General features: G+C 64.7%; 9 protein-coding genes. 5 read left to right on the forward strand and 4 right to left on the reverse strand.

What is annotated here, in order from left to right; translation table 11 throughout:
• Positions 1 to 16 precede the first annotated feature (16 nt).
• Together D3870_RS17995 and putA are read right to left on the reverse strand one after the other, a co-directional pair.
• A complete protein-coding gene (locus D3870_RS17995; RefSeq protein ID WP_119741293.1) occupies positions 17 to 2,917 on the reverse strand; it encodes a type VI secretion system Vgr family protein in 2,901 nt (966 codons plus the stop codon).
• Positions 2,918 to 3,091: 174 nt separating this feature from the next.
• Positions 3,092 to 6,778: a trifunctional transcriptional regulator/proline dehydrogenase/L-glutamate gamma-semialdehyde dehydrogenase gene (gene putA, locus D3870_RS18000; RefSeq protein ID WP_119742321.1), complete on the reverse strand. Its 3,687-nt coding sequence runs from the start codon at positions 6,776 to 6,778 to the stop codon at positions 3,092 to 3,094.
• 144 nt (positions 6,779 to 6,922) lie between these two features.
• Between putA and D3870_RS18005 the strand changes: the two genes are divergently transcribed.
• Entirely contained in the window at positions 6,923 to 7,381 is a 459-nt protein-coding gene (locus D3870_RS18005; RefSeq protein ID WP_119741295.1) for an Lrp/AsnC ligand binding domain-containing protein, read from the forward strand.
• Positions 7,382 to 7,426: 45 nt separating this feature from the next.
• Here the strand turns inward: D3870_RS18005 and D3870_RS18010 are convergent, their stop codons facing one another.
• Together D3870_RS18010 and D3870_RS18015 are read right to left on the reverse strand one after the other, a co-directional pair.
• On the reverse strand, positions 7,427 to 9,424 hold the full coding sequence (locus D3870_RS18010; RefSeq protein ID WP_147375825.1) for a hypothetical protein: 1,998 nt from the start codon (positions 9,422 to 9,424) through the stop codon (positions 7,427 to 7,429).
• A gap of 178 nt (positions 9,425 to 9,602) precedes the next feature.
• Entirely contained in the window at positions 9,603 to 10,544 is a 942-nt protein-coding gene (locus D3870_RS18015) for a LysR family transcriptional regulator (protein WP_119741299.1), read from the reverse strand.
• Between the two features lie 160 nt (positions 10,545 to 10,704).
• Between D3870_RS18015 and gtdA the strand changes: the two genes are divergently transcribed.
• The 4 genes from gtdA (at position 10,705) to D3870_RS18035 (ending at position 14,569) form a co-directional block, all read left to right on the forward strand.
• The gene (gtdA, locus tag D3870_RS18020) at positions 10,705 to 11,754 is read left to right on the forward strand and encodes a gentisate 1,2-dioxygenase (RefSeq protein ID WP_119742323.1); all 1,050 of its coding nucleotides are present in this window, start codon (positions 10,705 to 10,707) and stop codon (positions 11,752 to 11,754) included.
• A gap of 204 nt (positions 11,755 to 11,958) precedes the next feature.
• Positions 11,959 to 12,663 (forward strand): fumarylacetoacetate hydrolase family protein, encoded by a 705-nt coding sequence (locus tag D3870_RS18025; protein WP_119741301.1) that lies wholly within the window; start codon positions 11,959 to 11,961, stop codon positions 12,661 to 12,663.
• 22 nt (positions 12,664 to 12,685) lie between these two features.
• Complete coding sequence (gene maiA, locus D3870_RS18030) at positions 12,686 to 13,333, forward strand: maleylacetoacetate isomerase (RefSeq protein ID WP_119741303.1); 648 nt, start codon at positions 12,686 to 12,688, stop codon at positions 13,331 to 13,333.
• A 66-nt stretch (positions 13,334 to 13,399) separates the two neighbouring features.
• Positions 13,400 to 14,569 carry an ABC transporter substrate-binding protein gene (locus D3870_RS18035; RefSeq protein WP_119741305.1) on the forward strand — a complete coding sequence of 390 codons (1,170 nt, stop codon included), beginning with the start codon at positions 13,400 to 13,402 and terminating at the stop codon, positions 14,567 to 14,569.
• Positions 14,570 to 14,581: the final 12 nt, after the last annotated feature.

The raw sequence follows: 14,581 nt of genomic DNA on the forward strand, positions 1-14,581 counted from the left end.
TGAAGGTAAAAGCGGATCACTCTTCGAGCACTGAAAACGGCGAACCGGTTGCCGCTGCACTGCGCTTGCAACGCTTGCAGATCGACCTGGGGAATTTCGGCAAAACGTAGTTCTGCTTCACCGGCCCGACGAATTTCTTGCTCCCTGCCCTGATCGAGATCGTCCCCGGGCAGGCGAACGTGATGTTGCCGTCCGCAATGGTCATGCTGGCGCCGCCCTCGGTGGCGAGCGTGATGCTCTTTGCCGCCGCCAGGTCGATGTGGCTGTTGGCCGACAGAAGCTGCAGCAGGTCCTTCGCGGCAAGCGTCATCGCATCGCTCTGCGCCTGCAGGTCGATGTCGCCCTGGCCCGCAATCAGCGCGATGCCGGCGTCGTTCTCGCCCGGCCCGACCGCGCCGGCCAAGAGGCCGAGCGCCTGGCCGCTGTGGATGCTCAGCGCATCGCCGGTGGCGAGATGGAGGTCGCGGCCGGCGGCCAGATGCGCGACTTCGCCGGCGGCGACGTGGAGGCCGTCGGCGGCCGCCACGCCGATGCCGGCCTGCGCGGCGACCACCACCAGCGGCGCGTGCATGTGCGCAATCCTCTCGCCGTGTCCATCAACGCCGCCGTCCTGCGCATCGACCAGGCCCGAGATCGCCTTGACCATCGCGGCGATCGGCGCGGCCTCGTCGTCGAGGCGGCTCTGGCGCTTGCCGCCGTTCAGCGCGCCGCCCTTGACGAGAATGAACTGCACGGTCTGATGCGTGGCGGCGGCGCGGTTGAAGGTGTCGGCGAAGCCCTGCGCCTGTTTCAGCAGCGCAATGCCGGGGCTGTTCTCGCCGGCCGGCTCCGGGCCGCCGCCGGGCGCGCTGCCGTGATAGGTCGAGATGAGCACCCCCTTGCCGGCGCGGAGCGCGCCGCGGGCATCGGTGCGCAGTTCCCAGCCGGTGCCGCGGAAGCTGCCGCGGTGGTTGTCGGCCTGGTGGATCAGGTGGCCCAGATTCAATTGTGTGGCGGCGCTGTCGCTGGCGAGCATGGTACGCAGGCGGCCGCTGGTGTCGTCGAACACGAGCTGGTTGCTCTGGCGTGCATGGCCATCGGCACCCAGCGCGACCGACTTGAAGCCGGACAGGTAGCCGGCATGGCGGTGGGCAGCGGCCGCGCCGTGCCAGGCGGGCGAGGCGCCGCCGGCCAGATTCTCTTGCGCGGCCGGGGCGTGGTCGCTTGCCTGGGCATAGGCGTCGGCGTCGTGCCGGCCGCGGCCGTTGTACAGCACGCCGGTGACGACCGGGCGGTCGATGTCGTTGTCGAGGAAGCGGACCACGACTTCCTGGCCGATGCGGGGGATGAATTGCGCGCCGTAGCCGGGGCCGGCATACAGCTGCGCCACCCGCACCCAGCAGCCGTTCTGCTCCGTGATCTGCCACGGGTAGCGGATGCGAACGCGGCCGAGGTGGTCGGTGTGCACGGTGCCGGCGGCGGCCGTGCCGCCGTCCGCGCCGACCACGATCGCGCTCTGGCTGCCCAGGGCGGTGGGTCTGGGATTCTGCAGCAGGCCGGTGCCGTCCGACAAGGCCGGCCGCCACGGGATGTCGGCGCGGATCGCGGTGAAGCGGTTGGCGTAGCCACTGCCGTCGGCTTCGCGCAGCAGTACCTCCCACGCGGCATGGTCGAGCCAGCGCTCGGCGTCGTCGAGATCCTGCGTGTGCCGATCCAGACCGGGGTGGAAGTCGTCCGCGGCCGGCGGCAGGCCGGCATCGTCATCGGCGTGCGGCACGGGAGCCGCGCCCAGTGATTGCCGCACCTCCTGTCGCAGGGCGGCCGGCAGGTTGTTGACGCCGGCATGCAGCACGCCCAGGAGCGCCAGCCGCTTCGCTTGCGCCGGGGCGTCGCGCTGCTCGAGCGGCGCGCCGATGACCTCGAACGCGGTGCCGGGACGGAAGGTGCGCACGCCCCCCGCGCCGAACCAGTCCTTGAAGCGGGCGTCGGCGCCGTCACGCGCGATGCGCGCGTAGTGCAGCGCCTCGTCCTGGGTGGCGAAGGCGTACACGCCGGCCCAGTCGCCGCTTTCGACGTGCGGCGCGTTCGGGCCGCCGAATTGATGCGCGGTCGGCAGCGACACGGCGGTGACGCGTTTCGCCTTGTAGTCCCACGAGGCGCGCGTGGTGACGGCCGCCTGCAGCGTGCGCCGCGCATGCAGTGTCTGGATGGTGTCGGCGGTTTCGACGGCGGCGGCGCGGTGGAAGCGGATGCCGCCATCGCGGGCGGCGCTGGCGTCCTCGGCGAACCGGGCCGAATCGGCGAACAGCACCAGCTGCTGACGCGACACACCCGGCCCGTCCGCGCCGGTTTCCTCGAAATGGAAGCCGATGCCTTCCTCGGCCAAGAGACGCGTGACGAAGGCGTAGTCGCTCTCGCGGTACTGGCAGCAGTAGCTGCGAGGACGCACCCGCGCCAGGAATTCGCGCGCCTCGGCGCTGACGCGCCAGTTGGCGCGCGCGGCGTCGGCGGCGAACACCTGTTCGACGATCTCGAGCACGTCCCGGTCCTGGAACACGCGCGAGCGGCGGCGCTGGGTGGCGAACCACAGCCACGGCACGAGCGTCAGCCGGTAGCGGGCGAGGTTACCGTGCGCACCGTCGGCGCCGAGCTGGAAGGCGGCGCGCACGTAGCCCGAGCGCGTGCCGATGCTGCCGTCGGCCAGCCGCGTGTGCAGAGCGAGCTGCTGCCCGAGCAGCGCCTGCAGCGGCAGCGTCGCCGTGGTCGACAGGCAGGTGAGGTGGTATTCGGACAGCGCCGACAGCGCTTCCCGGCCGACCCAGCTTTCCACCAGCAGCGGCGCGTGTCCGGTCGGCATCTCCAGCTCGTACAGGCGGGTGTCGGCGGTGAAGACGGCGCTGGCGCGCGCGAAGTCGAGGCCTTGGGACAGATCGGACATGGGAGCGGCTCCGTATTTGGATTGTTGCTGTTCTAACAACAGCAGCCGCATTGCATCACATTGTTATTGTTTTTACAATAATTTTTGCCGCAGAGAAGCGGCAATCCGCCTCGGGATGCCGCCGCAAAGGCGGCGGACAAGCCTGTTACTGCGGGCTTGTCCGCAAGTCCGTCCTCACCCCTGCAATGTCATCAGGCTCGCATTGCCGCCGGCGGCGGTGGTGTTGGTGCACACTGCGCGCTCGGCGACCAGCCGCCACAAGGGGATCGCCTCTTCCTCGCAGGTCTGGATCACGGCCACCAGCGCACCGTCGCGCGCTGCCAGCTGCGGCAGCGCTTGCGGCATCAGTGGCGCATCCAGCAGCGCGGCGTGGATATCCGCCTGCGCATGGCCGTCGATTCGCACGATCGCGTCGCGCACCGTGCGCGGCAGGCCGGCCGGCAACAGTTTCGCCGTCGTGCCCGTCAGCACCGGACGATTGCCGGTGGCGAGTACGGCGGCGAGCTGGTTGAGCAGGGTCGGCACGTCGCTCGCCGCACACAGCACCGCGCCGCGCGGCGCGAACGACAGCGTGTTGCGCTCGCCGGTCGGGCCCGGCAGCACCAGCGCGGTGTTGAGCAGGCTCGCGTGCGCATAGCGTTCGCCCAGCGCGGCGATCCGCGCATGGCCGTGGGTCTGCGCCCATGCCAGCAGCTCGGCGAAGGCCGTCGGCGGCGATGCCTGCGGCGCATGAATCGTGTGCGGGCCGGACGCGAGCACGGGATTGCGCTGCAGCCGCTTCACGTACAGCGGGCCGCCGGCCTTCGGTCCGGTGCCGGACTTGCCTTCGCCGCCGAAGGGTTGCACGCCGACCACCGCGCCGACGATGTTGCGGTTGACGTAGATGTTGCCGACATGCGCGTTGGACGTGATGAAGTCGATGGTTTCGTCGATGCGCGAATGGATGCCGAGCGTGAGGCCGTAGCCGCTCGCGTTGATCGCCTCGACCAGCGCCGGCAATTGCTCGCGCCGATAGCGCAGCACGTGCAGCACCGGGCCGAACACTTCGCGCGTCAGTTCCGACAGCGAGCCGATCTCGATCACGGTCGGCGCGACGAAGGTGCCGTGCGCGCAATCATCGGCCAGCGGCAACTGGTAGACCGGCCTGCCCTGCGCCTTCATGCGCTCGATGTGGCGCAGCAGATTCTGGCGTGCCTCCTCGTCGATCACCGGGCCGATGTCGGTGGTGAGGCGATCCGGATTGCCGATGCGCAGCTCCTGCATCGCTCCCTTCAGCATCGTCAGCGTCCTGTCGGCGATATCCTCCTGCAGGCACAGCACGCGCAGCGCCGAGCAGCGCTGGCCGGCGCTGTCGAAGGCGGAGGCGAGTGCATCCTGCACCACCTGTTCGGGCAGCGCGCTGGAATCGACGATCATCGCGTTCTGGCCGCCGGTTTCCGCCACCAGTGCGGTTTCGTGCGATTCGCTCACTGCGCGTTTTGCCAGGGTGCGGTTGATCAGTTGCGCGACCTCGGTCGAGCCGGTGAAGATCACACCGCGCACGCGCGGATCAGCCGTCAGCTTCGCGCCGACTGTCTCGCCGCGACCCGGCAGGAATTGCAGCGCGCTTCTCGGAATGCCCGCTTCGTGCAGCAACTGCACCGCGCGGTGCGCGATCAGCGGCGTCTGTTCGGCCGGCTTCGCCAGCACCACATTGCCGGCCGCCAGCGAGGCGCTCACCTCGCCGATGAAGATCGCCAGCGGAAAGTTCCACGGGCTGATGCACACCACCGGGCCAAGCGCCAGCGCATTCGTTTCGCCGCGCACTTGCATCGCGTAGTAGCGCAGAAAATCGACCGCTTCGCGCACTTCCGCAATCGCATTCAGCAGCGACTTGCCCGCTTCGCGGATCGCCAGCGCCATCAACTCGGGCGCGTGCTGTTCCAGCAGATCGGCACCGCGCATGAGCATGCTTGCGCGTTCGGAGGGCGGCGTGGTCTGCCAGTCGAGTGCACAGGCCTGGGCCGCGTCCAGCGCGCTCGCCACATGCTGTTCATCGGCCTCGATCACATGGCCGACGATGTCGCGCCGATCGGCCGGATTCGTGATCGGCTGCGGCTGGCCGCCCTCTGCGAGTGATGCGGCCAGCAGAGGCGCGGCCTGCCATTGCGTCGCGCCGAATTGCGTAAATGCGGCATCGATGTCGCGCAATACGCTTTCATTGCTCAAGTCGAAGCCGGCCGAATTCCTCCGTTCCGCGCCGTACAGATCAAGCGGCAGCGGAATGTTCGAATGCGGCTCGCCGCCCTGCTGTTTCGTCACGTCGAACGGGTCCGCGACCAGTGCATCGATCGACACGCTGTCATCGACGATCTGGTTGACGAAGGACGAGTTCGCGCCGTTCTCCAGCAGGCGACGCACGAGATACGCCAGCAGCGTTTCATGCGAACCGACCGGCGCGTAGATGCGGCACGGCTTGTTCAGCTTGTCCTTGCCCACCACCTGGTCGTAGAGCGTCTCGCCCATGCCGTGCAGGCACTGGAATTCGTAATCCGTGATGCCGCGCTCTTGCGCCCAGCTGTAGATCATCGACAGCGTCATCGCGTTGTGCGTGGCGAATTGCGGATAGATCACGTCGTTCGCCGCCAGCAGCTTCTGCGCGCACACCAGATAGGACACATCGGTATGCACCTTGCGCGTGTAGACCGGATAACCCGGCATGCCGTCGACTTGCGCGCGCTTGATCTCGGCGTCCCAGTACGCGCCCTTCACCAGCCGCACCATGAACTTGCGGCCGCTGCGGCGCGCGAGATCGGCGAGGTAGTCGATCACGAACGGGCAGCGCTTCTGGTAGCCCTGCACCACGAAGCCGATGCCGTCGAATCCCTCCAGCTCCGGATCGAAGGCCAGTGCTTCCATCAGATCGAGCGACAGCTCCAGCCGGTCGGCTTCTTCCGCGTCGATGTTCAGGCCGATGTCGTACTGCTTCGCCAGCAGCAGCAACTGTTTCAGGCGCGGCAGCAGTTCCTGCATGGAGCGCGCGTGCTGCGCGCGCGAGTAGCGCGGATGCAGCGCCGACAGCTTGACCGAAATGCCGGGGCCGTCCTTGATGCCGCGCCCGTTCGAGGCGCGGCCGATGGCGTGGATCGCGTCCTCGTAGGCGGCGTAATACTTCTGCGCATCCTCCTCGGTCAGCGCCGCCTCGCCCAGCATGTCGTAGGAATAGCGATAGCCGCGCGCTTCCTGGTCGCGGCTGTTGTCGATCGCCTCGGCGATGGTCTGGCCGGTGACGAACTGGTTGCCCAGCATGCGCATCGCCAGATCGACGCCCTTGCGGATCAGCGGCTCGCCGCCCTTCGCGATCAGCTTCGTCAAGGCGGAACCGAGGCCCTGCTCGCTGCTGGTGCCCACCAGCTTGCCTGTGATCAACAAACCCCATGTCGCCGCATTCACGAACAGCGAGGGCGACTCGCCGAGATGCCGGCTCCAGTCGCCCTTGCTGATCTTGTCGGCGATCAGGCGGTCGGCGGTCTGGTGATCGGGAATGCGCAGCAGCGCTTCGGCCAGACACATCAAGGCCACGCCCTCTTCCGACGACAGGGAGAATTCATGCATCAAGGCATCGACGCCGGAGGCGCGCGTGCGTTTTTCGCGCACGGCCGTCACCAGCTGGCGTGCCATCTTCTGCGCCGCTTCCTGCGAACGCGCATCGAGTTGCGCCTGGGTCAGCAGCCATTGCACCGCCTCGCGCTCGTCGCGCCGGTACGCTGCTGTTACTGCGGCACGCAAGGGCGACGGCGCGGGCAGCATTTCGTCATGCATGGCCGCGAATGGCACATACGCGCCGCTGGTTTCGGGAAGGTTGGCTTGGGGAATCGACATGATGTACACCGCAATCGGAAATGAATGAATGATTTGATTGTAGTGAGCTTCCACATGGATTTATTCTGGTATTGAAGGTGACTATCGAAATTTAATGTTTCGTGCAAGAATTTCGCCAAACAAAATTTTCCAAGTGAAACCATCATGCTCGACAAGATCAGCAAGAAAATCCTCGCCGAACTGCAGAACGACGGCCGCATCAGCAACGTCGAACTGGCGACGCGCGTCAACCTCTCGCCCGCCGCCTGCCTCGAGCGCGTGCGCAAGCTGCAGGAAGCCGGCTACATCCTGCGCTACACCGCGCAGCTCAATCCGGAAATGCTCGACGTCTCGCTGCTGGTGTTCATCGAAGTTGTGCTCGACCGCACCACGCCGGACGTGTTCGACGAATTCAAGCGCGGCGTGCAGATGATCCCGGAAGTGCTGGAATGCCACATGGTGGCCGGCGGCTTCGACTACCTCGTGAAGGCGCGCGTGAAGGACATGAATGCCTACCGCGAATTCCTCGGCAAGTCGCTGCTGCAGTTGAAGGGCGTGCGCGAGACGCACACCTATGCGGTGATGGAGGAAGTGAAGAATTCGACGAAGCTGCCGATCCGCTGAAAAGGAAATCCGGCCAGATCAATTGAGCGCAGTCAGCAGTCGCGCTCAGTAGTAATACCGCCAGTCGAACACAATCTTCAGTCCGAGCGACCATACGGTACGCAGATCGGGCGTCGGCGCGCCTGGCGGGTAGCTGGTCGAAGCGCCGCGCGGCACATCGGCGGCAGCGAACAATTGGAAGACGACCGATGAGCTCTGGTTGTTCGAGAAGGCCCGGTACGGGCGGAACTCCAGGATCGGAAGATCGAACGACGTCGACTTGAAGCGGACAAGGCGCCCCAGGCCGCCGGGCTGATCGCTTGGCGCGATCAACTGATCATCCCCGGCGCGGCCATAGAAGGTCACGCCGAGTTCGCGGCCGAGCACGAACTGGAAGCGGCCGATGGAAGTGGCCCACCCGGATTGCAAGCCAAGCAAGCCTCCATTGCCCGCAACCACGGCCATGTCCTTGTATGCCTTCGGCTTGAACAGAAACAGCGGCGAGGTCAGCAGCAGGTCGCCCGGGATCAGGTAGTACGGCATGCGAAAACGGAGCGCAATTCCCGAGCGGGCAGGAATGGCGGCGGTCAGGTTGCCACTGGACGTGCCCTGAAAGACATCGTTGAAGCGGTTGCTCGACGGCAGATCCGAGCGCAGGCCAAGGGATGCATAGACCAGGCCATCGCCTGCGTCGCCCATCACCCCGTCGATACCGACACCGGCGCGCACCGACAGGTCGAGTCCGCCGACAGTGCCGTTCGCACTCTGCGACGCGACGAAGCCGCGGTTGACGGCGCGTCCATCGATCGTGCCGGCGAGTCCGACAAACGGCCCGACCTCGCTGCGAAAGCGCGGCATCGACCCCAGCCCCGGACCGAGGCCGGGCACCGGTGTTTCGCCCAGCGTCGTGACGAACAAGGGGAAGTGTTCCTGCTGCGCACGCAAGGCGGGTTCGCGCCTTGGCATCGTGGTGTTGCCGCAGACGTCGAAGCCGTCAGGTTCGGCCGGTGCCATTGGCGCGGGCGGCACGTCACGGCTCCCCGCGCGGCCGGATACCGTGTCGAGTACCTGCTGCAGGCTTTCGCGCACTGCCGATGCCGCGACCATGGCGTCTTCCGAGCGCATGTGGGCGTCGCCCATCAGCACCACCGACCTGTTGCCGCCCCTCCATGTGAATGCCTCGAGGCCGTTCTGGTTGTAGAAGTCGTGCGTGCCTTTCCGCTGCGAGGTATCGCCCCAGGTGCCGGCAATATGGCCGGAGGCATAGACGTCTTGCAGGAAGTGCAGCGCGAAGGCTTCATCGGCCAATGCAGAGCGCGCCAGTGCCTTGCGCTGCGCATCGGTCAGCTGCTCATGCCGGAGACGGCTCGCCTTCTGCAGCGCGCTCAGGTGGAAGAATGCATAGACGCCGATCGCATTGAGTTCCGAGTCGGGCAGCAGCGTCAGCTGTGCGTACTCCAGCGGACTGATGTCGGTTCTCGGACGGGCCAGCAGGAAGTGCGCGTTGTTCGACCCGGCGCGGGTGGCATAGGCAGGATCTGCGCGCTGCAAGCGGATGTCTGCGGTGCGCAGCGCATTGATGCGCCTGGCGCGCACCGCCTGGCTCTCGAGGTTGCGCTGCGCATCCGTCACGAGGTTTTTGCTGCCTTCGCTTGCCTCCGGCGGCGCGGTCACCGGCAGGCTGGACAGATCCAGCTTGAGCTGCGCGGCGACATCGGCCACATTCAGGATCCAGTTCGATGCGCGTGCCGTCTCGAACATCTCGCGGCTGGAGCAGGAGTGGTCGCCTGCAATGGCTGTCAGCGCGGCCCAATCGATGCATGCCGGCGTCAGTCCTTGCTCGCTGTCCGCCCCCAGCGCGCACAGGCGTGCCTCATCGCCCGTTCGCGCGTCCTGCCAGAGTCGGTCGAATACCTGCCTGTGATCGTTGTCCAGCCCCTGCACGGCCGATAGCGCCAGTTCGCGATGCTCCGGATAGACCCAGGCCAGCGACGCGCTGCTCATGCTTGCGAGAAGCATGGTGACAATCACGTGACTCAGCGTGCAAGCGGAAATTCGCGACATGAAGCGTGCCTCCCTTTGGTTGACGCGGCCAGGCTCCGGCGATCGCGACAAATGCGGGAACGAGGTTTGCGAACGATGCCTTGGCAGGCACATTGGCTAGTGTCCTGCATCGTGGAGGCGTTTTTACTTGCAGAACTTGATTCTTGTTACAGCCCGGGTGTGCGGTACTTGATCTTGTTCAAGATCGTTTCGTCCGAGCTGGAGCGTCGGTCGCCCGCTTGCGCGTCCCCTTGGAAAACAGCTCCGCCATGGTCCGCCGCAGCCAGACATTGCCCGGATCGGCATGGAAGCGGTCGTGCCAATGCTGCTTGACCGCAAACGAAGGCAAGGCGATCGGCGGATCGAGCAGCTTGATGGCTTCCTGCGACGCCAGCGTTTCGCCCAGCAATCGGGGCACGATCACCAGCAGTTCGGTCTGCGCGACGATGCGCCCCACGCCGAGAAAACTGGGCAGGCGCAGCACCACGTCGCGCGCGATGCCGTGCTGCGCCATCATCTTGTCGACGATCGAGTGCCCGGTGCCCGAGGTGGTGACGACGATATGCCCCTCGTTGAGGAAGGCCGCCTTGCCGATTCGTTCGCCGATGCGCGGATGCGACTTCGCCGCCAGGCAGACGAAATTCTGGGTGAACAGGGTCTGCTGATAGAAGCCGGCTTCGAGATGCGGCATGAAGCCGACCGCCAGATCGACCTCGCCGGTCTCCAGCCGGCGCGGGCTGTCGAGGGAAATCTTTTCCGTCTCGATATGCACCTTCGGCGCGACGCGGCGCAGGTGGTTGAGCAAGGTCGGCAGCAGGACGATTTCACTGATGTCGGTGATCGAGATGAGAAAGTCGCGCGCGGTCGAGGCCGGCTCGAACACGTTCTGCACGCCGCGCGCCTTTTCCAGCAGCGCCATCACCTCGCGCAGCTCCGGATAGATCTTCTGCGCATGCGGCGTCGGCTCCATGCCTTTCGAGGTACGGCTGAACAGCTTGTCGCCGAAGTGCAGCCGCAGCTTGCTCAGCGCGATGCTGGCCGTGGCCTGCGCCAGACCCAGCCGTTCGGCCGCGCGCGACACGCTGCCGGTCTTGTAGATCTCGTCGAACACGGTCAGCCATTCGAGGTCGAGTTTTGCCATTTGGAAAGCGCCTTCTGCTATGCGGGAGAACCCGGGTCCGCGCATCCTACCATTATTGAAAAACGCAATGCGATGTATTGATTTAGTCGGATTGACTAAATAATGGGTGGAATCGACACTGCAGGACATCCACCGAGTACTGGGACACAAGGAAGCCAGCATGGAGACGCAGAAGCACCCGGAGCGCGAACGGTTTTACAGCCGGATCGGCGCATTGAACATGACGCCCCTGTGGGAATCCCTGCACACGCTGGTCCCGCGCGAGCCGGAGACGCCCTGCGTGCCTGCCCTCTGGCGCTACCAGGATGTGCGTCCCTGGCTCAAACAATCCGGGGAGCTGATCAGCGCCGAAGAAGCGGTGCGGCGTGTGCTGGTGCTGGAGAATCCGGCATTGCGCGGCCAGTCTGCCATCACCCAGTCGCTGTACGCCGGCCTGCAGCTGATCCTGCCGGGAGAAATCGCGCCGTCGCACCGGCATGTCCAGTCCGCCCTGCGCTTCATCGTCGACGGCAAGGGCGCGTACACCACGGTGGACGGCGAACGCACCACCATGCATCCGGGCGACTTCATCATCACGCCGTCGTGGACCTGGCATGACCACGGCAATGAAGGCATCGCAGGCGTGTCCGAGCCGGTCGTGTGGCTCGATGGCCTCGACATCCCGATGCTGCGTTTCTTCGACGCCGGCTTTGCCGAAAACGACAGCAGCCATGCGCAACAGGTGAGGCGACCCGAGGGCAACAGTTTTGCCCGCTTCGGCTACAACATGGCGCCGGTGCGGCACGCCCACAGCTCGGCGACCTCGCCGATCTTCAGCTATCCCTATGCGCGCAGCCGCGAGGCGCTCGATACGCTGCAACGTCAGGAAGCAGCGGATGCATGGCACGGCTTCAAGATGCGCTACATCAATCCGCTGACCGGCGGCTATCCGATGCCGACCATCGCCACCTATCTGCAGCTGCTGCCGAAGGGCTTCCGCGGCAAGACGCATCGCGCCACCGACGGCGCGGTGTACTGCGTGGTGGAAGGCCGCGGCACGGCGCACATCGGCGGGCAACAGTTCACCTTCGAACCGCAGGATATTTTCGTCGTGCCTTCGTGGGCACCGTTGCGCCTCGACGCGGATGACGATGCCGTGCTGTTCAGCTATTCCGACCGGCCCGTGCACGACGCGCTGGGCATTCTGCGCGAAGCATTTCTCGAAGATTGAACAGATTTACAGACAAGCCACGAACTTGGGCAACAGGGTGGTGTCTGCGTTCCCTCCCCTTCAAGGGGAGGGTTAGGGTGGGGATGGGTTAATTTCGCAGCGTAAAACCCATCCCCATCCCGACCTTCCCCTTGAAGGGGAAGGAGTTGAAGCAATGCAGCCGTTGTCCAAATTTTCGACTACTGAATAACCTGAAAGAACCTCATGTCCTACATCCTTCCTCCTCCTTCCATCGTCGGCCTGTCCGTCACCGGCTCCGACGCGCTGTTCCCGGTGCGGCGCGTGTATTGCGTGGGGCGCAACTACGCCGCGCATGCGCGCGAAATGGGATTCGATCCCGACCGCGAACCGCCGTTTTTCTTCTGCAAGCCGAATGACGACGCCTCCATCGTTCCCGTCGCGAAGGATGCCGTGGCCGAGATTCCCTATCCGTCATTGACCGGCAATTACCATCACGAGATCGAGCTGGTGGTGGCGATCGGCAAGGGCGGCAAGGACATCGCCGTCGAGGATGCATATGCGCACGTGTTCGGTTATGCGGTCGGCCTCGACATGACACGCCGCGACCTGCAGATGCGCATGCGCGAACAGGGACGACCCTGGGAAATCGGCAAGTCCTTCGATTATTCGGCGCCGATCGGCCCGATCCATCCGGCAAGTGCGATCGGCCATCCGACGCGCGGCGCGATCAGCGTTGAAGTGGATGGTGTGGTCAAGCAATCCAGCGATGTGAGCCATCTGATCTGGTCGGTGCCGGAAACTATCGCGAACCTGTCGACGCTGTTCGAACTTCAACCAGGCGATCTGATCTTCACCGGCACGCCGGAAGGCGTTGGTGCCGTGCAGCGCGGGCAGACGATGGCGGGACGCATCGACGGGCTGGAGACGATCCACGTCAAGGTCGTTTGAGGCGATTGCGAAAGAGACGCTCATGAAGCTTTACACGTTTCACCGCAGTTCGGCATCCTTCCGTGTGCGGATCGCCCTCAATCTCAAGGGCTTGCCGTATGAATCCCTGCCGGTTCACTTGTCCAGGAATGGCGGCGAGCAGAATCTTCCTGCGTTCAAGAGCGTCAATCCGCAGGGTCTGGTTCCTGTGCTGATCGATGACGAGGGACACAGCATGAACCAGTCTCTCGCGATTCTCGAATACCTTGAAGAAACCTGTCCGCAAGCTGCGCTGTTGCCGTCAAATCCTGTTGATCGCGCCCGGGTGCGCAGCCTTGCATTGATGATTGCATGCGAGATCCACCCATTGAACAACCTGCGGGTTCTGCACTATGTCACCGGAGAATTGGGCGTGACCGAAGAGCAGAAAAACACCTGGTACAAGCACTGGGTAGAGCTCGGGCTGACGCAGCTCGAACAGCGCCTGTCGCAGGAGCCGCAGACGGGGCGCTTCTGTCATGGCGATACACCGACGTTCGCCGATTGCTGCCTGGTGCCGCAGATCTTCAACGCCAAACGATTCGAGTGTGACCTGTCGAATGTGCCGACGGTCATGCGCATCTTCGATCATTGCATGGAACATGAAGCATTCATTGCGGCGCGTCCGGAAAGACAGATCGATGCAAGCTGAAAACGATTAACAAGCGATTAACAAGCACGTCGGCATCACATCAAAAACCTACCACAAGGAGACAACATGAAACGCGCTTTGACATCACTGGCCGTGGCAGCATCCCTCGGTCTCGCGGCATTTTCCGCGCAGGCCCAGCAGACCATCAAGATCGGCATGATCCTGCCGATGAGCGGTCCTTTTGCCGACTACGGCAACCAGATCAGCCGCGGCGCGAAGCTCTACATGCAGCGTCACGGCGACACGGTTGCGGGGAAGAAGATCGAACTGGTGATCAAGGACGATACCGGCATCGCGCCCGAACTGACCAAGCGCCTGGCGCAGGAACTGATCGGCAATGAAAAGGTGGACATCATCGCCGGCTTCGGCCTCAGCCCCGGCGCACTGGCCACCGCGCCGCTGGCGACGCAGGGCAAGCGGCCGATGGTCGTGATGAATGCGGCCACGTCCTCGATCACGACCAAATCGCCCAACATCGTGCGCGTGTCGCATACCCTGCCGCAACTGTCCGAGCCGATGGCGAAGTGGGCCGCGCAGAACGGCATCGACAAGGTCTACATTCTGGTTGCCGATTTTGCGCCGGGCATCGATGCCGAAACCGCGTTCAAGAAAGCCTATCAGGCAGCGGGCAAGCAGGTGATCGGCGAAGTGCGCGTGCCGGTCAACAACCTCGACTTCGGAGCCTTCGTCCAGCGCATCAAGGATGCCAAACCGAACGGCGTCTTCCTGTTCCTGCCGCCGGGCGAAGCAACCATCAACTTCATGAAGACATGGACCGAGCGCGGCCTGGACAAGCAAGGCATCAAGCTGCTGGGCACCGGCGACCTGACCGACGACAGCCTGATCGAGGCGCTCGGCAAACCCGCGATCGGCACTATCACCGCCGCGCACTATTCGGCCGCGCACAACTCGCCGCTCAACAAGGAATACGTCAGCGCCTATGCGAAGGAGTTCGGCGACAAGAGCCGTTCCAACTTCATGTCGGTCGCCGGCTATGACGGCATGGCGCTGATCTATCAGGCGCTGAAGAAGACCAACGGCGATGCCGAAGTCGGCAAGTTCATCGCGGCGGCCAAGGGCGCGAAATGGGAAAGCCCGCGCGGCATGATCGCGATCGACCCCGATACGCGGGACATCGTCCAGACGGTCTACATCCGCCGCACCGAGCTGCAGAACGGCAAGCTTTACAACGTCGAGTTCGACAGCTTCGCGGATCAGAAAGACCCGGGCAAATGAGCAGCGAAGTGG

It is taken from the genome of Noviherbaspirillum cavernae (assembly GCF_003590875.1).
Taxonomy (GTDB): Bacteria; Pseudomonadota; Gammaproteobacteria; order Burkholderiales; family Burkholderiaceae_D; genus Noviherbaspirillum; species Noviherbaspirillum cavernae.

Bases quoted from the DNA above. Each gene is read 5' to 3' on its own strand.
- D3870_RS18025 (WP_119741301.1), top strand. From the start codon at position 11,959: ATGTCCTACATCCTTCCTCCTCCTTCCATCGTCGGCCTGTCCGTCACC.
- putA (WP_119742321.1), bottom strand. From the start codon at position 6,778: ATGTCGATTCCCCAAGCCAACCTTCCCGAAACCAGCGGCGCGTATGTG.
- D3870_RS18015 (WP_119741299.1), bottom strand. From the start codon at position 10,544: ATGGCAAAACTCGACCTCGAATGGCTGACCGTGTTCGACGAGATCTAC.
- D3870_RS18005 (WP_119741295.1), top strand. From the start codon at position 6,923: ATGCTCGACAAGATCAGCAAGAAAATCCTCGCCGAACTGCAGAACGAC.
- maiA (WP_119741303.1), top strand. From the start codon at position 12,686: ATGAAGCTTTACACGTTTCACCGCAGTTCGGCATCCTTCCGTGTGCGG.
- D3870_RS18035 (WP_119741305.1), top strand. From the start codon at position 13,400: ATGAAACGCGCTTTGACATCACTGGCCGTGGCAGCATCCCTCGGTCTC.
- gtdA (WP_119742323.1), top strand. From the start codon at position 10,705: ATGGAGACGCAGAAGCACCCGGAGCGCGAACGGTTTTACAGCCGGATC.
- D3870_RS18010 (WP_147375825.1), bottom strand. From the start codon at position 9,424: ATGTCGCGAATTTCCGCTTGCACGCTGAGTCACGTGATTGTCACCATG.
- D3870_RS17995 (WP_119741293.1), bottom strand. From the start codon at position 2,917: ATGTCCGATCTGTCCCAAGGCCTCGACTTCGCGCGCGCCAGCGCCGTC.